Genomic DNA, 19460 nt, shown 5'->3' with positions numbered 1-19460 from the left:
AATATGGTACAGATCAATTCAAATGATGAAGAAAAAGTACGAACTGCTACTAGTAGTATTGAAGAAGTAGTATCTTCTCATGTTCAAGATAATAAGCCAGCAGCTCCTGTAGAATCTGTTGAAAAAGTATTATTTATGTATGCTACTGCAGTGAGTGATGTTGGAACTGTACGCAGTAATAATCAAGATTCTGCATTTGCTGGTGAACATTTAGCTGCTATTTGTGACGGTATGGGTGGTCATGCAGGAGGCGACACAGCTTCCACTATTGCTATCCGATCTCTCGCTCATATTGAGCAAGATTCACGTCCGCATGATGTAAAAGCAGTATCTTCAATGATGGAAACATCGATTATGGCTGCGCATGATGCGATTGTTGGCAAAGCTAAACGTGAGCGCCGTCTTGCTGGAATGGGTACAACTGTTACAGCGGTAACTCTTGTTCGAGGATACTGGGTTTTAGCACATTTAGGAGATTCCCGAGCATATTTACTTCGTGATAATCGTCTCATACGTATGACTACTGATCATAGTTATGTACAACATTTGATTGATACCGGTCATATTACTCCAGAAGAAGCTCGTAACCATCCTCAACGTAATGTTGTTATGCGAGTGTTAGGTGATTTTGATATCGATCCGCGTCCAGATATTGCTGTGAGAGCAGCTCATCCTTCTGACCGCTGGTTGTTATGCTCAGATGGAGTATGTGGAGTACTCGAAGATTCTACTATTCAAGATGTTATGAGTACCGTTTCCAATCAGGAAGAATGTGCTCAAAAGTTAGTAGCTATGGCACTTCGTGCTGGAAGTACTGATAATGCTACGGCAGTTATTGCTGATGCCACACTTGCGTTGGATGCTGATGCGTTTGATTTGCCTCATCAAACGCCACTCATCGGCGGTGCTGCAGGTAAGGATCTTGAATCTATTGCAGATATTGTTAATAAGGCAGTATCTTCAACGCCTGTATTACGTGAAGATAAAAATTCGCCAGCTCAGCGTGCTGCTAAACTCGTACAAGATGAAGATAATGCTTCTACTATTCACGAAGAAGCAATTCCGGCGGCAAGAATAGTGCAACCTTCACATCTTCGCGAAGAATCAGGAGAATTGCACACGGCTGATACAAATGAAATTCCTGTAGTTACCAAAAAGAATGGTCATGTTTCTACAGATCCTCATGATCCAGATGTTGCTCGTGCTATGAAACACGAACAGGATGAAGAACATCGTGCTCATTCTTTAAGGCGTAGGTGGACTCGCATAGGAACTGCTCTGGGAATATTACTTGGATTGATCATTGTTGTTGGTGCAGCTTATGGAGTATACGCTTGGACGCAAACGCAATATTACATTGGCAGGAGTAATAATAGGGTAGTTATTTACCAAGGAGTGCCAACAAATATTTTTGGTGTAGCTTTATCTCATGAAGTAGAAACTACGGATATTAAGGTAAAAAATCTTGATAAATCATGGCAAGAACAATTAAAAGAAGGCATTAGCTTTAGTAATTTAGCAGAAGCTCGTGGTCATGCTGCTCTTATTCGTAGAGAAATGCACGCGAGGGCACAAGAAAAGAGTCGTAGTAAACAAAATAGCGTAGCCAATAAAAATAAAGAAAAGAATAATGCGGAGCAGAAGGGTAAAAAATCATGAATCTTATTGCTACGCGTATTCGACAGATAGCATTACTTCTTTTTGCAACACTACTTTCTGGAATGGCATTTTTGCAAATGTTCTTTCGTATAGATGGATATGTGTCTGCTAGTTACACAGCAATGCTACTTATTGTTATGGCGTTATTCTTAGTGTTTTGGGGTGTTCTTCTCGTTAAACAACCTTATGCAAGTCAAGCCATTTTACCATGTATTATGCTGTTGACTGCAATTGGTACAGTTCTTATTGCGCGAATTGATCGGCAGAATAACACTCATGTTGCTATGAAACAAATGGTATGGGTGTGCATTGCACTCATCTTATCTATTATTTTTGTAATTATTCTTAACGATTATCGTATATTGCGTCGTTTTTCATATGTTAGCATGGTTATAGGTTTAGTATTATTGCTTTCACCTATGATTCCAGGTTTTGGTAAAGAGATTGGTGGAGCAAGAATTTGGGTTGGTTTTGGTAGCCATACTGTTCAACCGGGTGAATTTGCTAAGCTTTTCCTTGCATTTTTCTTTGCGGCATATTTATTTAATCACCGGGATCGACTTGCTGTAGGTGGTAATAAGGTTTTAGGTTTTCATTTACCTCGACTACGAGATACTGGTCCTATTGCGTTAGTGTGGGCTGTGTCAATGGGCGTGCTTGTAGTGCAGCATGATCTTGGTACATCATTGATGTTCTTCGCTATGTTTGTGTCAATGCTGTATGTTGCAACAGGACGCAGAGGTTGGCTAGCTGTTGGTGGTATAGCATTTGTTGTAGGCTGCTTGGTCGCAGTAAAATTATTTGCACATGTGCAGTATCGTGTTGATGCGTGGCTTCACCCATTTGATAATGCTATATATAATCGTTTTCCTGGTGGGTCTGCGCAGATTGTATCTGGTTTATTTGGTTTAGCTGCTGGAGGTACTATAGGAACAGGTTTAGGTCAAGGACATCCTTCACTTACACCATTAGCTAATTCCGATTTTATTTATGCTTCTATTGGTGAAGAGCTTGGTCTTACAGGACTTCTTGCTGTATTAGTTTTGTATTTAATTATTATTACTTCTGGTATGATTACCGCCATGAAAATTAAAGATGGTTTTGGTAAGTTGTTAGCATCAGGTCTTGTTTTTACTATGGCTTTTCAAGTATTTACTGTTGTTGGTGGTATTACTTTAGTAATTCCTCTAACTGGTTTGACTTTGCCATATATGGCTGCCGGTGGATCCTCCTTAGTAGCTAATTATTTGCTTGCTGCTTTGCTGATTGTTATTTCTCATGCTGCAAATAAACCAGAATCATTGCCGGTTTCTGACACTTTCCAATATGAAGCGTTAGCGGCATTGCGTGAACGTGAATTGCAAGAACGTGCTCGCACTGCATCTGTTGATAATAATAATATTGAAAAAGATAGCATTGTTAGTGTTCCAACTGTCAATCCTTTAGTTAATCGAGGTGACAGTGATGAATAAGAGTTTGAGAGAGCTTTTTGTTGCAGTATTAATACTTTTTATTATTCTTGGTATTTCAAGTACTGTTATTACATCTATTAATGCTAATGCTTTAAATGCTGATCCTCGCAATCGTAGAGCTTTGTATCATGAATTTGGTGCTCCTCGTGGTTCAATTCTCACAGCAGATGGAACTGTTATAGCAAAATCTGATCCATCTAAGGATGCGTTTGTTTATCAACGTCACTATGCTAATGGTCCGGTATATGCTCCAATTACTGGTTATTTTTCTATCAGTCAGCGTGCTGATCGTGGTATTGAAGCTTCGCGTAATAGTTTATTAAGTGGAGAATCAGATGCGCTGTTTTGGCAGCGATTTAAATCACTGTTTACTGGTGCAACTAATCGCGGTGCTTCTATTGAAACGTCAATTGATGCGCGTTTACAAAATCTTGCTTATAACTTATTGAAAGATAAAGATGCTGCTTTAGTTGCGATTGAACCAAAAACTGGCAGAATCCGCGCCATGGTAAGTACTCCTAGTTATGATCCTAATGCTTTAGCTCTTCATGATATTAATGCCGTCAATAAGTCTTATGAACAAATAACTTCGGATGCGTCAAATCCAATGCTTAATCGTACTGTTTCTGAACTGTATGCTCCTGGTTCTACGTTTAAGACAGTTGTTGCTGCAGCGGCATTGGAATCTGGGAAATATCAACCGGATACATTGATTCCTGCCGGAGCAAGTTATACACTTCCTGGAACAAGCGTTGCTTTGACTAATGTTGAAGCACAGGCTAATGGTAATAACGGTAAAATCTCATTTGAAGATGCTTTAGCTTATTCGTCTAATACTGCTTTTGCTCAATTAGGCAATACGCTAGGTTCTGATGCAATTATAAAACAAGCAAAAAAGTTTGGTTTCTTTGATTCATTACCGGTTGATGGATCAGATTACACTGGTTTTCCGTTACGTTCTGTAGGTTCTACATTTTCACTGAAACCAACTCCTGATCGACTTGCTTTAGAATCAATCGGTCAAGGTGATGCGAAGGTAACTCCACTGCAAAATGCTATGATTGCTGCGGCTATTGCTAATAATGGTACGCTTATGAAGCCTACACTTGTTGATTGTGTAAGATCAAGTGATTTATCTGTGCTATCGCAGACAAAACCAACGATCCTTAATCAAGTTATGAGTAGTGATAGTGCAACAAAACTATCAGCTATGATGCAAGCTGTAGTAACAAAAGAAAATCCAAATCTCGCTTTACCAAATATTCACGTTGCTGTAAAAACTGGTACTGCGCAGATTGGAACGCATAATCAGGCAGCAAATGGTTGGGTTATTGGATTTGCTCCAGCAGAAGATCCTAAAATAGCTATAGCAGTAGTAGTACACAATACCAGTACATTTGGTAGTTATGCTGCGGGGCCAATTATGCGACAAGTGATGAAGGAGGCGCTTACACAATGAAACTCGTTGAAGGACAATTAGTTCATCACCGTTATCGACTGGATAGTCGCCTTGCTCAAGGTGGTATGGGAGAAGTTTGGAAAGGCTTTGATATTCAACTAGGTCGAATTGTGGCGATTAAAGCTTTGCGCACAGATACAGCGAATGTAGAAGCAAAGTTGCGTCGTCTCCGCGCTGAAGCACACAATTCAGCTAATCTTGCGCACCCTAATATTGCTGCATTATTTGATTATTATGAGCATGATGGCATTGGGTTCCTCATTATGGAATATGTGCCGAGTAAATCATTAGCTGATTTATATCATAAAGAGAAAATTATTGAGCCAACTCGTTTGTTACCTATTCTTATTCAAACAGCGCGAGGACTTTTTGTAGCGCATTCACATGGTGTTATTCATAGAGATGTAAAACCAGCAAATATTATGGTTTCTGAAACCGGGAATGTAAAAATTACAGATTTTGGCGTGTCTTATTCCAATGATCAGGAGCAGATTACACAAGATGGTATGGTAGTCGGCACTGCGCAATACATTTCACCAGAACAAGCACAAGGTGAACAGGCTACTGCACAATCTGATATTTACTCTTTAGGTGTGGTAGCGTATGAAGGATTATGTGGACATAGACCATTCACTGGTGCAACTCCAGTTGATATTGCTGCAGCACATGTGAATGATCCAGTGCCACCTTTGCCGGAGAGTATTGATCTGCAATTGCGACAGTTTGTTATGTCCATGCTTGCGAAAGATCCGAAAGATCGTCCAAGTGACGCGTTAGTAGTATCAAAAGTTCTATCTCGTATTGAGCGTAGATTACTTGATCAAGAAACAACTTTCAATAACACAACAGGAATACTTCCAACTCATTCACGGCATATAAGATGTATTAAAAGTATGCCGCAGAATCAAGTTAATATTATTAGTATCTTTAATATCAATAATCGCAAGGAGCAGCAATGAATACCACGATGCCCACCTCATTAGCGAATGGCAGATACGAATTAGGAGAGCTTATCGGTCGCGGCGGTATGGCTGAAGTGCGCGTTGCAGTTGATAAGCGTTTGGGTCGTACAGTTGCTGTGAAAATTATGCGTTCCGACTTAGCGAATGATGAGATTTTTCTTTCGCGATTCCGTAGGGAAGCGCATGCTATTGCGCAAATGAATAATCCGAACATAGTGAATATTTATGATTCTGGAGAAGAGTCCGTTACGGCAGAAAATGGTATGGAGGAACGACTTCCATATTTAGTAATGGAATATATTAAAGGTAAAACGTTACGTGACATTCTTAAAATGAATGGTGCTTTAAGTCAACGTGATGCTGAACAAGTTATGCTCGGTGTGCTTAATGCTTTGGAATATTCTCATCACATGGGCATTATTCACCGTGATATTAAGCCTGGAAATATTATGATTTCTGAACAAGGCTTGGTAAAAGTGATGGATTTTGGCATTGCTCGTGCTCTTGACGATTCTGCAACAACAATGACGCAATCACAAGGAGTAGTAGGTACTGCGCAATACTTGTCACCAGAACAAGCTCGTGGTGAGCAAGTTGATATGCGTTCTGATTTGTATTCTGCTGGTTGCGTGCTGTATGAAATGTTAACAGGTCGTCCACCGTTTACAGGTGATTCTGCTGTAGCTATTGCATACCAACATGTGTCTGAAGTTGCAACTCCGCTTAGCACATTAGTTCCAGGCATACCTGTGATGTGGGATAAAATTTGTGCTAAAGCAATGGCTAAAGATCGTCAAAATCGTTACTCAACAGCAGCAGAATTTAAAAATGATATTTTAGCATTCATGAATGGTGGAGTGCCTGTTGCTGCGGCTTTTAATCCTCTCACAGATTTAGCTAATATGAAGGCTCGCAAGCAAGCTGAACAGACTGCTGCTACCGCGGCTATGAGTGCAACAGATGTTGCAGCAACGCAATCTTTCAATCCTATTACTGGTCAAGTTGAAACATCGAATGCTGCAGCTTTCGCACCGAGCACACGTGCGGCACAACGAGCAACGATGCAAGCGAAGCGGCGTAAACGTGTAGTGATTAGCTCTATTGTTGGAGTATTAGTGGCACTACTCGTATTATTAGGTGTTCTTTTTATGCTTAATCGCAGTCGTATGGCTGGAGATGTTGTAGTTCCAACATTTATGGAGACAACAACACAGGATGCTGCTCGTGAGAAATTGCGTGCATTAGGATTAGTTCCTGATATTCGTGAAGATGATAAGTCTTCACAGCCAGAAGGAACTTTCACTAAACAGTCTCCACGTGGAGGTGAACATGTTGCATCTGGATCTAAAGTAACTGTGTGGTTCTCAGTAGGTCCGCAGTCAACGCGTGTTCCGGATGTCAGTGGTAAATCGCAGGATGCTGCTCGCAAAATACTCGAGCATGCTGGATTTAAGATTGCTAACGTTCGAGTTGAAGATAGTGCTAATGTAAAGAAAGATCATGTAACACGTACGGATCCAGACGCAGATTCTTTTGCAGACAAAGGTACATTAATTACGCTGTATATTGCATCTGGCTTAACAAAAATTCCTGATGGTTTAGTTGGCCAGAGTAAGGATATTGTAGTAACTCAACTGCAGAATCTTGGTTTTACTGCGGATATTGTTAAGGAAGATTCAGATAGTGTTCCAGAAGATTCTGTAACGCGTTTAAATCCTGCTTCGGGAACGTCAGTTAAACCTCATAGTTCTATTACCGTATATGTATCTCAAGGCTCTCCAAAGGTAGAAGTTCCAAGTATTGATCTTGGCACGATTACTTTTAAACAAGCAAAGAAGATACTTGAAGCAAAAGGATTCAGAGTAGTTTCTGATTCTATGGCTAAAGATGATGATGTTGTTATGAGCATGTCTGAAGATGCTGGCAATAAGATAGAAAAAGGTGCGACTATTACGCTTATTACACGTTCTAGTAGTAGTTCTACTGATCTGGACAATCAGAAGTAGATAATCTCATCATCATTATACTAATATGCTGCTTGCGTTACTTGGTATGCAACGTAAGCAGCATATTGATAAGCAAGCTCATATAGTTTGTTGTAATAATATTCTGTTCAAAACAATATCTGCATCATAAACAATTGCTTATGCGTAATGGTACGTAAAAGAGCGTTTTAAGATATCTTAATAACTGATTGTATAGTTTGTTACTATGCCCAAATGCGTTGATTATGATTCATATCTTCGCAGTGGATTTTACATGTTTTTATAAGACTTCCATACGCAAAGAGACGATGGTAATTATGCCATCGCCTCTTTATGTGTTCTATTTTGCGAGTTTTCAATTATGAGTATGGACCATAAAACTACATCCTAAATCAGATATCAAATGGTTGTTGTGTAATTGGACATCTGTTGGAGGAATGGAACTGTAGATGCGGCCCATGGGAAAATCCACTGGAATAGTGCTGATACAATGAAGAGATAAATCAGAATCGAAAGAATCCAACGAATCGCTGTGATACCTGGTTGTATGCGTAAAATACCACCAAAAATGCTTGCATCAGGCTTCTTTTTTACTCCAGCATGGATGGCACGAAGTTCTGGCCATTGCCATGCAATTGCTCCTGCAGCAAAAATGGCGACATACAGCACGACGATAACAGCCATAACTGGAACTAATGAAGAAAGATGAGAAGCTAAAGATTGTTGTTCATTATTAATGAACTTTACTTTTCCATTGTCATCAATAGTAGAAAGTTCTTTTGGAATACCATCGCTAATCTTTGCCCAATATGAAAACTTTGCATAACTAATCCAGCGATGTGTTGCGGTAGTATATTTTGGTTCGCAAGTAGTAAGCGTAAGCATACGTTTCGTTGGTTTCTCGTTTGGATGTTCAGGATTTGGTGCAATCACTTCACCATGATCCGGAGTAACAATCTTATAAGAAGTGTACTTATAAACATACCAATAATCTTTAGTACGTACCACTACAGCGTCGCCAGGTTTGAGTAAATCAACATCGCCAAGTGGTTGACCGTACCCATTACGGTGACCAGCAACGGCGAAGTTGCCCATCTCTCCAGGTAACTGTGTCGCTGTATAGTGACCGAGTCCACGCTTGCTGAGAATGTCGAGTGATGTGCCTTCTACAACATTGCGTTCCCACTGATTACCAAAGCGAGGTATATACAAACGGGCTACGAGTCCTTCAGGTTTCGGCTTATCTAATTTTGGTGGCTCACCAATTTGTGGCAGAGCAATCTTGGTTTTATCTCCAGTCCTCGGATTTTTCCATGATGTTTCTTGGCGAGCTTCTACTTGAGTATGCTCAGCTTGAGCTCCGGTCCACCACATTTGCCACGCAATGTATAGTGCACAAACAACTGCGAAAGCGATTAAAATTTCGCCTACAACTCCAGCAGCTTGCCACCAGAAGTTAGAGCTGCTGCTCTTCGTATCACTTTCCTGCGTGTCAGCAGACTGCATAATACGCTACTCCTTTATTGATGTACGAAAGTCTTGAGACATAATATCATGTATTTGATTTTTGGTTACCGTTGCATACCGTAACGGTTGTAATACGGCGGATGCTTCGGGAAAGCGTAATGTTTCTTTTCTTTCCACTTTCCAACCTAATCCAAACGAACTTACATACTCCTTGTAGGTGTGTATGGCTGGTGAACTATTAAGTGCATCAATCATACTATCTATTGGACCAATAGCAGATATCTTATATGGTGGCGAGTACTGATGACCTTGTAGCATAAGCACATTGCCAATACAAATTACTGCGGAATTAAACAATACACGTTGATCCTGTATGGTCATAGCTTCTGCGCCTCCACGCCATAAAGCATTAACCACGGCTTCAATATCTTGCTGGTGAATCACATAATCATTAATATTTGTAGATGTTCCAGAACCATTGACGGCACCTTTCCATAAGGGAGAGTCGTTCAGTGTTACGACAAGACCTGGTCCTTCAAGCTTTGGGAGTACAGTATTACTTCCTGTATCCGAAGATTTTTTGCTTTCATTAGTATTGCTGCCCAGTGTCTTATTGAGCAAAGTTATTTTAGAATCTAAAGATTTAATGTCTTCTCGTAAAGATTTTGTGCGTTGTGAGTTACTTTCAATCATTTGACTTGTGTTGGAGGTAACAAAAGATGAACGATTGACGCGTAAATTAGTGACAAACAAGTATCCAGTAAGAAATATTGCAAAAGCGAAAGCAAAACTACTCAACAACGAGCGTTGAGCGCGATGTTTTCCAGTTCTTTTCGCCATATTTTACCTTCATTCTTCACGCGTTCGAGTGTAACCACTATTATAGCGTGTAGCCGATTGATTGGAGAGTTACAGTTATGGCTGACGAAACATTGCACACGACTGCAGCTGACGACGCTGCAAAGACGAGCGATACGTCGAATGAGAATACTTATGGCGTTCCTATGGAAGAAGTTGAAGCTGTATTAAATGCTACTGCGGATAAAGCCTCACTTTCCCCTCAGATTCAGCATATGATGCAGCGTCAGGCAGAAAATAGGAGACGTGTTGAAGAAAGTATTAAGGGCACGAAAGCTAACGCTGCATGGTTTGTACCACTGTTCTGCACTTTGATGGTTATTGGCTTAGTGTGGGCTGTTGTGTATTACCTAAATCCTATGCTACCAATCCCTGGTATTGGAGCATGGAATTTATTGATTGCGCTGGTTGTCATTATGATTGGTTTCTTAATGACCATGTGGTGGCGTTAATACAATTACGTACTGCATACGCGAATTTAAGAATAATGCTATTAAAGTAGCTGCACATTTCGTGCGGCTACTTTTTTATTGTTACGAAAAGTTACGATATGCGAATTTGGTGTCGCGCTATTATTGCTGTACGGAACCTGCGCGAATAATCACGTGATTTTTATTGCTGTCGGTTGTTGCAATAAGCCTAATATTTCCGCCGTCCTGTAAGTGCAAACGTTTCTTCAGCACTTCCGCTGGCATAGGAAAGTTTCGTGTAACAATATTTGCGTGAGTAAGATTGCTAAGCGTTTGCTTTATGTCGCGCTTGTTCATACTACACGTGCTCTCAATTTTCCATACTTTCCCCGGAAAATCAGCGTAATAATCGTGAGCAATGCAAATGTGGCTGTTAGGGCCAATTTCCTGGATCTTGTATTGTTCTTCTAAGTATTCAAAGCATCCAGCTTTCATAACTGCTGCGTTTGGTTCGTAAACGTACTGTGCCCATTGTTGCCAATTGCGTAAGTCGTTGCTCTGCCTGGTTTCAGTGCTGTCGCATGATTGTGCGGCACGCGTTGAGACTTGCTTGGTTACGGTATCGTAGAACGCTTTAATAGTGGTGCGCTGATTGTCGTTTACGCAGTGTATTGAAAGTTGGTTATGAATATGCGCATCAATAATGAGCAGTAGTTCTTTGCATTCGTTATTATGCGCAACAATATGCACTTCCGTAACGTTTCCACCAAAATCACTGACTGTTTTATGCCAGTCGAGCATTGGAGAAAGCTTAATCATAACAATTTGTGCTTTTTGAAGTAACTGATTTTTAAGTTCTAATACATTTGGTGTGCAATCTTCGATAGCGTACGTGCGTGCGCCCTGTGTATTCCTGCGAGCTGGGTCAACATATATCATCGTTACGTTGGAAATGTGGTTCAGTGCGTCAAGACTGTTGTTGTTATAGCATGCAACATGTGAAAGTCCCAAAGATTTCATGTTATGTTGCGCTATGCTAGAAAGTTCAGTTTGTTGTTCAATGCATATTGCAGAATCAAAAACCTCAGCCATTATTGCACAATCGACGCCAAATCCACCTGTAAGATCAACAAGAGTACGAGGAGTATTGGTATTTTCTTCACGTAGCTCACTAAGTAATTTTTGCGCAATATTAGCCTTATATTGCGCTGTGGCTTGCGAAGAGCATTGTTCCATAGATATATGTGCCGGATATATAATCTCTTCGCAGGAAGCCCATTTTGGCAGTTTTTGCTGTGCTATTTGTTTACCTGCGATTTGATTTACTGCAAAAGGAACATCAATTCCTGCGTTACGTGGTGCTTTAAGAGCTGCATTATTTGGATTTGATTTCGCATTTTCTTTTATAAAGGCAAGTGTTTGAGGCGTTGCGCAAGAAATTTCACAAGGTGCATGTAACTCAGAAAGCATAATCTTATTCTTACGTAACATATGGATGTGTTTGCATACTAAACATAAAGTGTTAAGTGAATAAGCGCTTGTTCTTCAGATTAATAGTAATTAGAATAAATTTTAGAGAGATAGCGTAGTCACAAAATTTTTACTCGATTTTCGCTAAATGGTTAAACAGTTGAAGAAGGAACAATGCGATTTTGTATTAAATGTGGTAATCAGCTTTCTGAAAATAGTAAGTTTTGCGATAATTGTGGAACTCCTGTTGAAGAAGACAAATTAGAAAATCAATTTGTTCAATCTAATAATTCTAAAAAATCTTATAAAAAAGTAATCGCTTATAGCATTTCTAGTTTTGTTATCGTAGTTCTTGTTGTGGTTGGAATTTTCTATTATTTGTATTCGCAGAAAAATGTTATTTCTTCTTTGAACGAAGGAAATGCTCAACAAATCATTGAGAAACTATCGTCATCAGGAGCTGCTGTAAAAGTAGTTAAAAAATTCTCCGCAAAAAATAAAGGTGAAATTCTCTCTATTAAAGGAATGAAAGAAGGCGAAAAAATATCACCTTCTTCGAGAATAACTGTGTATGAATCGTTAGGGCCTGGAGTTCCGGATGATATTACTAAATTGAAGCCAGAAGATGCTGTGCGCGAATTAAAAAAGATGAACGTTCCAGTAAAAGTGCATACTGCAACTGCTATTAATCCGGGTACGGTAATTGGAACTGAGCCTCAGCCTGGAAGTTCAATTAATGAGTCTACTGATCGCACTATTCATGTTTTAGTCGGCATTGAAGGTAAAGGTGTTCCAGCTGATTTGTACGGCATGGATTTTGCCAAGGCTGAGGATTTATTGAAGAGTCGAGGATTCAAAAATGTTGAAATGAAAGAACGACTTTCTTCTCGTAATAATATGTATAAAATAGTTGATTCAGATCCTGCGTTAGGAACTGAAACTACTAGTGATTCCATTACTCTTTATTACGGTGTTGGTGCAGGACAATCTTTGTTTACTGAATCTTCAGATACTTACGACGACCATATTTTGATGGATGCTATGAAACTAGATAGTTTTGCTGGTTTATGGTGCACGAATTCTGGAGATTGTCTTGATTTTCGTTTAGAGCCGTTTAATCCGCAAGATCCTGATTATAAGATTTTGAATTTATACGGGTCGCATGAAAAAGATTATATTAACATGCGAAAGGCTGACAATGCGAGCACTTATACAGGCCTGAATTTAAACAATGAATTGCATATGTGTCATGTTAATCAGAATGTTATTGGGTGCAGTGTTAATTACCCTCCGCGCGAAGAAAATTATATGAGGAATCATCTTATTTATGGAGATACAGGGGCTGTAGAACTGTATCGCGGAGGTTTTGAAACATTCTGTGGTAATTCTGAATTTGACGATATTACCGGTGATAAATGCGTGAACGGTAAACTCTATAAAACTGGTGATTACAGTTATGACTATCTCGATACGCTTGTGAACAATCCTGGCTACAATCACGGTTTAAGTTTTAGAATGGCTGATTTTTATCTTCTTGTCCCTGTAGGGGCTGATTTAATCAAATTAGAAAAAGACGGATACTTCCAAGGAATGGGAAAAAATAAGCCAAATATGGATAGGCCGTTTATTTTGCGTAGAGATCCCAAGTTATACAAGAAAACTGAAGAACCTATTAAGTTTGGTAAATCTATAGATCCTTTCCTAAATCCATTTATTCCATCATATAAGACTAAGCCTGTGAAGTTTGCACCTGCGCCTGATGACGATAATGCGTACTACTTAGTTGAACAGCCTTTTGATTGGAATAGATTGCCAGAAAAATAGTAGAATAGATTGTTTTTCTAGGTATGTTTCTGCGCTTTTCGAGAGTTAATTCACATAAAAACGTAATTGTGGATAACTCTTGTGCACTTATACACAGACTTGAAAAGGTGCAAGTTATCAACGTTTGTGTGTAACTATGTGGATAACTTGAGTAGTTGTTAGCAGCTTATACCCAACTTATCCACATGTCTGCGCACAGTAGTGGAAAACTACATACATGTAATTTGCTTAAGCTAATCATGCAAGACAAAATATTGCACATGCGCTGAAAATACCAAATAATAACGCAAAATAAACTAAAAAGCGCATGTTGAAAGAGAATTTTTGTAAAAGAGGATTTTGTGTACCAAGAAGTGCAGCGATAGCAGTTCCAGCAATTAATCCTCCAACATGTGCTTGCCAAGCAATATTAGGAACAATCAGTGGCATAGCAAGTGTAATAACAATCCAAATTAATGTACCTCGCATATTCTCGCCTAAACGCCACTGAGCTACGAGAAGTGCGCCGATAAGTCCCATAATGGCACCTGAAGCACCGTATGAAGCAACAAACCAATTGTTGGTGAGTTTACACCATATAATGTCTGCAACATCGCCACCTAACCCGGAAATTACATACAAGCCAAAGAACTTCCACTTGCCAAAGAATCGTTCTAATTCATCTCCTAGTGTCCAAAGACATAACATATTAAAGAAAATATGAGTAATATTCGGCGCATGGAAAAACATTGAAGTAAACCAAGTCCAAGGTGTTTGTAGTGCCGTTATAGGCGCAAAAGCGGTATATTCAATAAGTGTTGAATAAGTGTTTGGCGCTGTAAAATGCAGTACCATTTCTACAATCCACACAAAAACGCATGCATATACTAAAATTGCAGTAGTGGTATTGCAACGAAGCTTTATACGGTTCCAAAGATTTTTTATATCCAAATTATGCATATCTTTATAGTATCGGTTTTACTTCACAAATTTAATCAATAACATTACTTAAAAAGATGCAACTCTGAAGAAAAGCAACTATGATAGTGGGTAAGCGACAAAACGCTATGTAAATCGTTGACTTGGACGAGCAGGTCAGCTTAACCCGAAAGGAGCCATCATGGAGAACAGATCCTCTGGCGGTTGGAAGTTCTTTGCACTGCTCTTCGGAGCACTGCTCGCAGGTATTGCTGCGTTGTATGTGTATAAGCAGCACAATCCTGATTATGACCCATGGGAAGAGCCATGGGAGAACAGTTCTTCACCAATTGATTTAGGTGTTGAAAAGACGGATAAGGAAGAAGCTGAGGTTACTGATTCAACTGAAGCTTAGTAAGGGTAGTCAAGATTCCTACACTTAGTGTTCGTAATCGTATAGAGGGTGACATTTGCACTATGAATGCGAATGTCACCCTTTTATTTTGATACTTATTTTTAGATATTCGAGGAATAACCCTGATATATATAACCACGCATTTTGATAACAACCTACTAATAAAACCAGCAGTTCTAAATAAATAGTCATTCATATAATAAGTGTGAGCAGAATAAAAGCAAGATTCTAGCTACTGATACCTGCAATTAGTAAGTTACTGCTTGTAATAGTTATGATATTTGTAATAGCGGCGTAAATAAAACATTGCAACAAGTATGTACCAAATTTCTTAAAAGTGATTCGACATTAATGACAAAATAGATAGTGCTGCAATTCCTGTAAATATTGCAAAGTTAAGCAGATAAATAGAGAAAGGTAATACTATTGTGTGAATTGATTCAATCAACAAATTCCAGTTGAAGGAATTTGTTGATTGAAAATGCAAAAATGGGAATGAAAAAATAATAAGCATATTAATCTTATTGCTTTTCCGGGTACTTTTTGTTTTCGTGCTGTAAATGTTAATACTACTGATTAATAGAATATGCGTGTGAATCGGTATGTATAGGAGTGTAGGCTCCATTGTGTTGTTCATTAGTGATATAAAACAAGCGACTGCAAAAGCAGTGGGTAAATAATACGAGCAGAGACACGCGTATATTCTGTACAGTAATAATTGTAAACATTTTTTATTCAAAGAAATAAAAAATTGAATGACAGATAATATTACGCAGCTAAATAAGTGAGAAGACTTTGACTAATTTTCTGTTGGCATTCAGTGTTAAGCGAGGTGCATAATGCAACAAAGAGAAGCAAATTCTTGAAATATAATGTCAAAAGTACTCTCACTTTTAGCTTAAAATGGCGTGTGGATAAAACCTACTTTAGGTTATTGCAAGTAAGACTAGCAATACAATAGTAATAGTGACAAACTTGTGTAAGTAATAAGAAGTATTTGACAAATCCAGAAGAATACACCTAAGAATTTACTCTTTTCAAAGAAGTCTTGAGCTAGTCTTGTTATCAAACAGGTTAGATACAGAAGAACAGTAATAAGTATGCACCAATTAGATTCTATGCCACTAGTAAACGCCATAAGTATGATATATATTGCAATAAATGTTGTGGCATAGCAGATAGTAACACGAATTTTTGAAGAACGAGTAAATATTCGAGGCATATACACTACTGCTAGGTACATGATGAGAAACAGTATAAGTAGTGTAATTGCATTGTAAAGGTACAGCGGTGCTGTTATGCCGAATTGTGTTATTTTTTGCGATCGAAGCCAAGAAAGAGCCCATCTAGGATTTATTCCCGATAAGTACATATTATGTGGCAGTAAAGAAGACCATGTGCTGTCATTTACTGCTTTGGGTATTAATGTAGTGTAATGATATGCAACAAGTTGTGCAAAAATGGTTATCATTGCAATAATGAGAGAAACGAAACTGATTTCATTGTTCGTTGAGAGTAATGATTTGGTAAATGTAGTGCTGCTACTACCGGAGCCAGAGCCGGAGCCAGAACCAGAGCCAGAGCCGGAGCCGGAGCCAGAACCAGAGCCGGAGCCAGAGCCAGAGCCAGAACCCGTAGATCCTGCTCCGTATGGACTACCACTTCCGAAAGGATTATTGTTTGATGTATTCTCATCATTTTCTGATTCATCTTGCCAAAAATCGGACATCGTAAGCCTCTTTCAATTTACTCATAAAGATTTATTTTTGTTTGTTATTGCCAAAGAAATTCTTAACGCTAGTGAAGAATGTTGGATTTTCCTTCTCATACTTCTCAAGATTTTGAACAATTTTAGACATAATTTCATCAAAAGTCTTGGCAGGGAATGACCCTTTTTGTAATTTAGTATATCGTTGCATAATCTTCTTCATATGAGCAGAATTTTGGCAGAATTTAACAACATGAGATGATTTAACTTTTTTGCTAATAAGATGCTTAGCAAAGAATCCTGCTAGTTGTTGAGTTGAGAATAGATTTTCTTTATTAATTAAGCTGGCATCGATAGCAAGCAATAGCAAACTATTCTCAAAGTTTTCATCTTCGACAATAAGTTTTAAGACGCAGGAGACAAGGCATGATTTCAAATGTTGAGGTACAGCATATGATTGCAAGTCAGTACAGTACTCGTTGATAAATATCACGCTTGCCACATTTTGACTTATCATGGACAGATATTGATTAAACTGTGGTGTAGTTTGATTAAGAGGAAGCGTGCGAGATTGCAGCTGTATTTGTTTACACATGGTTCGCAATTCTGCAGAAAGAGGATTCTTGTGAGCTTCGTTACAAGCCTGTTCCACTAGCTTAAGATGTGCCAGCAATATAAGTTTAGTAGGCGTTTCCACCTTGAAGTATGTGAATATTTTAAGCATCCAATTCAGTATGTCAGTAGGTATCTGAGTTTGAATAATACTTAATTGTTGTGTTATTTGTTCAAGAGCGGTGATACTCCACTCATCAGAAACACCAGGAATATTTGCTAATATTTGTAGTAGTTTTTTTGAAGTTACTAGATCTTCGTGCGGTAGTTCCCAAGTTGTTTGTGCGAAGTATTGACCGTATTCTTTAACAAAAGCTGCAGGAAGTTGATTACAAGTGTTAGCAAGCCAATTTGCATATTCTAACACATTAGTTTGTTCGTATTGACTTAGTTGTGTAATGAAATTGCACGCGATATCTGCGTTAATATCAACTAATGATTGAAGGCAAGCGACGCGAATGTTATTTGTTTGTAAATATGCATTTAGTAAATGATTTGTCGTTGCCTTGCTGAGTTCGCGATTTCTATCATCTTGTTCGAGAATAAGTAGATCGAACATAATAGATAAATCTAAATCAGCATGTAAGCTGCGAATAATATGCTGATATAATTCTACGCTTTGTGTTGCATTAGTGGCATTTACAAGCGTAGTAATAACTTTTTTCGTGGTAGAAGTAGTAATGTTATCAAAGCAAGATAACATTGCAGAGCCAAGTACGCCTTTTGGAATGTTAGTTGGCTTATTAGCGCACAATGCTGCTGCAGTCATGGATGCGTATGCATAAGCGTTCCATGATGGTTTCGGATTATTGGTAAGTTGCAATTTTGCAGATTGGAGTTGCGCAATAGATCGGAATAATTCAGCATCCACGTTTCGTGGAGCTTTGAATATTTGTGCAGCCAAGGCATGTATCTGTTCGTAAATTGCTTGTTCAGTTCCGACCTGTGTAAACTTTTCAATTAATATATTTAATAATGTTTCTGGAGCATCATTAAGTGAAGGGGTTGTTTCTACTACATTCGCTAATGCAGTAACTAATGTGTTAAGAGTTCCATCCTTAAGACGACATTGGCTCATACAATCAACTGCAACAGTAAAGAATGCTACAGATTGGCTTTCGCATGCGTACTTCTTCAGTATGTCGCATACTTGAGCCATATGGTTTGCATCCAGTTCGTTAATGTAAGTTGCTTTATTGATGATTGAGTACAGAGTGTATGCAGTTGCAACTGAGGAATCCACATGTTTGAATGATATCTTATTAAGAAAATCACGGAATGAAATCAAATTTTCTGTTACTTTATATCGCAGCGTAGTCACTACAAAATCAACAAAATTATCCAGATCTTCAGAAATATTATCGAGTTGCGGCATTTCTTCTTTAGATGGATCAAATATGAAATGTGCTGATAATAATGAATCATGCAAATTGCATTGCATAAAATCTGTAGCACGAATAACATCAGCAGAAGCATTGGCAGGATTATATTCGTAGAATGAGAAGCTCCAATCTAATGATTGACGTACAGTAAGAGCATATTCCAATGCGCTCACCCAGAGAATGAAGTTTTCCTCAGAATCATTGATAATAATTTTTTTCGGATAGCCACCTTCTGTGCGTGTAAGTAGGCATGTGAGCATGCGAGCATACATCTCTGCATGACTATCATCATCAAGAAACTCACAAATATCATCCAACGTATGCCCACTAGCATTCGGCTGCAGATTGATTTCATCAAGCGGCTGAGGGCGTTCTGGATTCCTTACTGTTTCTGCGTCTATCCAACGAAGAAAACTACTAGAGTTGATAAAAGCACATGGATACGTATCAACATCCGATGCTGGTAATGCTAAAACGTGACTAACAAAATTACCGCCTCTGACTGAGCCCTCAGGATAATCGCGACCTATATAAGAATTCATAGATAAGCCATAAAGATTATCTGGCCCATCAATAATACCAAAATATTGTGCATGAGGATATAGTGATTGCGCTTCTTCCTTAGAAGGAAGAATAGGAAGAGACTCATCTCTAGGAGGCTGATAAGACTGCATTGAACCAATAGCGTTACCATTATCAAGCCATTGTTTCATTCGAGGTGAATACGAATAGTTTTGAAAACCTGAATTTGATCCGTCAATACCTTGGCGACAAGAGGTATAAATAACTTGTTGTGCCTTCATATTCTATCATTCCTTATGTAATTTGTTACGCTTGAAAAATACATTTTTGCTAACTTATCTGTTGACGAATAGTTAAA

The 19460-nt window shown here is 38.7% G+C and carries 14 protein-coding genes; 8 read left to right on the top strand and 6 right to left on the bottom strand.

Annotated features, from left to right (window positions below; all coding sequences use genetic code 11):
- Window positions 1-3: 3 nt before the first annotated feature.
- Genes HMPREF3208_RS00620 through pknB form a run of 5 tightly spaced genes read left to right on the top strand, consistent with a single transcriptional unit; the run spans window position 4 to window position 7558 of the window.
- Window positions 4-1659, top strand: a complete 1656-nt coding sequence (locus HMPREF3208_RS00620) for a PP2C family protein-serine/threonine phosphatase (RefSeq protein ID WP_016637584.1) — start codon at window positions 4-6, stop codon at window positions 1657-1659.
- Window positions 1656-3131 carry an FtsW/RodA/SpoVE family cell cycle protein gene (locus HMPREF3208_RS00615; protein ID WP_064346724.1) on the top strand — a complete coding sequence of 492 codons (1476 nt, stop codon included), beginning with the start codon at window positions 1656-1658 and terminating at the stop codon, window positions 3129-3131. Before HMPREF3208_RS00620 ends, HMPREF3208_RS00615 begins: the two co-directional genes overlap by 4 nt.
- On the top strand, window positions 3124-4590 hold the full coding sequence (locus HMPREF3208_RS00610; RefSeq protein WP_064346721.1) for a peptidoglycan D,D-transpeptidase FtsI family protein: 1467 nt from the start codon (window positions 3124-3126) through the stop codon (window positions 4588-4590). Before HMPREF3208_RS00615 ends, HMPREF3208_RS00610 begins: the two co-directional genes overlap by 8 nt.
- Window positions 4587-5549 (top strand): serine/threonine-protein kinase, encoded by a 963-nt coding sequence (locus HMPREF3208_RS00605; RefSeq protein WP_016637587.1) that lies wholly within the window; start codon window positions 4587-4589, stop codon window positions 5547-5549. Before HMPREF3208_RS00610 ends, HMPREF3208_RS00605 begins: the two co-directional genes overlap by 4 nt.
- Complete coding sequence (pknB, locus tag HMPREF3208_RS00600; protein WP_016637588.1) at window positions 5546-7558, top strand: Stk1 family PASTA domain-containing Ser/Thr kinase; 2013 nt, start codon at window positions 5546-5548, stop codon at window positions 7556-7558. The genes HMPREF3208_RS00605 and pknB overlap by 4 nt, the downstream gene beginning before the upstream one ends.
- Window positions 7559-7936: 378 nt before the next feature.
- On the opposite strand, the gene HMPREF3208_RS00595 is transcribed toward pknB, so the two are convergent.
- A complete protein-coding gene (locus tag HMPREF3208_RS00595) occupies window positions 7937-9043 on the bottom strand; it encodes a class E sortase (RefSeq protein WP_016637860.1) in 1107 nt (368 codons plus the stop codon).
- 6 nt (window positions 9044-9049) lie between these two features.
- The gene (locus tag HMPREF3208_RS00590) at window positions 9050-9844 is read right to left on the bottom strand and encodes a DUF881 domain-containing protein (RefSeq protein ID WP_032814025.1); all 795 of its coding nucleotides are present in this window, start codon (window positions 9842-9844) and stop codon (window positions 9050-9052) included.
- A 77-nt stretch (window positions 9845-9921) separates the two neighbouring features.
- On the opposite strand from HMPREF3208_RS00590, the gene crgA reads away from it, so the two are divergent.
- Entirely contained in the window at window positions 9922-10314 is a 393-nt protein-coding gene (crgA, locus tag HMPREF3208_RS00585) for a cell division protein CrgA (protein WP_016637591.1), read from the top strand.
- A 120-nt stretch (window positions 10315-10434) separates the two neighbouring features.
- Here crgA and HMPREF3208_RS00580 read toward each other — a convergent pair whose 3' ends face one another.
- A complete protein-coding gene (locus HMPREF3208_RS00580) occupies window positions 10435-11763 on the bottom strand; it encodes a THUMP-like domain-containing protein (protein ID WP_081091138.1) in 1329 nt (442 codons plus the stop codon).
- A 153-nt stretch (window positions 11764-11916) separates the two neighbouring features.
- Between HMPREF3208_RS00580 and HMPREF3208_RS00575 the strand changes: the two genes are divergently transcribed.
- On the top strand, window positions 11917-13566 hold the full coding sequence (locus HMPREF3208_RS00575; RefSeq protein WP_016637593.1) for a PASTA domain-containing protein: 1650 nt from the start codon (window positions 11917-11919) through the stop codon (window positions 13564-13566).
- 237 nt (window positions 13567-13803) lie between these two features.
- Here the strand turns inward: HMPREF3208_RS00575 and HMPREF3208_RS00570 are convergent, their stop codons facing one another.
- Complete coding sequence (locus HMPREF3208_RS00570) at window positions 13804-14505, bottom strand: rhomboid family intramembrane serine protease (RefSeq protein WP_016637594.1); 702 nt, start codon at window positions 14503-14505, stop codon at window positions 13804-13806.
- Between the two features lie 160 nt (window positions 14506-14665).
- On the opposite strand from HMPREF3208_RS00570, the gene HMPREF3208_RS00565 reads away from it, so the two are divergent.
- Window positions 14666-14878, top strand: coding sequence for a hypothetical protein (locus HMPREF3208_RS00565; protein WP_016637595.1), 213 nt, complete (start codon window positions 14666-14668; stop codon window positions 14876-14878).
- Window positions 14879-15824: 946 nt separating this feature from the next.
- Here HMPREF3208_RS00565 and HMPREF3208_RS06730 read toward each other — a convergent pair.
- Window positions 15825-16607: a hypothetical protein gene (locus HMPREF3208_RS06730; RefSeq protein ID WP_196488940.1), complete on the bottom strand. Its 783-nt coding sequence runs from the start codon at window positions 16605-16607 to the stop codon at window positions 15825-15827.
- Window positions 16608-16638: 31 nt separating this feature from the next.
- Window positions 16639-19383 carry a GAP1-N2 domain-containing protein gene (locus HMPREF3208_RS06725; protein ID WP_064346714.1) on the bottom strand — a complete coding sequence of 915 codons (2745 nt, stop codon included), beginning with the start codon at window positions 19381-19383 and terminating at the stop codon, window positions 16639-16641.
- Between the last annotated feature and the right edge of the window lie 77 nt (window positions 19384-19460).

The organism is Gardnerella vaginalis, assembly GCF_001546485.1.
GTDB classification, from domain to species: Bacteria; Actinomycetota; Actinomycetes; order Actinomycetales; family Bifidobacteriaceae; genus Bifidobacterium; species Bifidobacterium vaginale_D.
The sequence above is the reverse complement of the archived record's forward strand: the minus strand, read 5'-3'. Positions and strand labels throughout refer to the sequence as shown.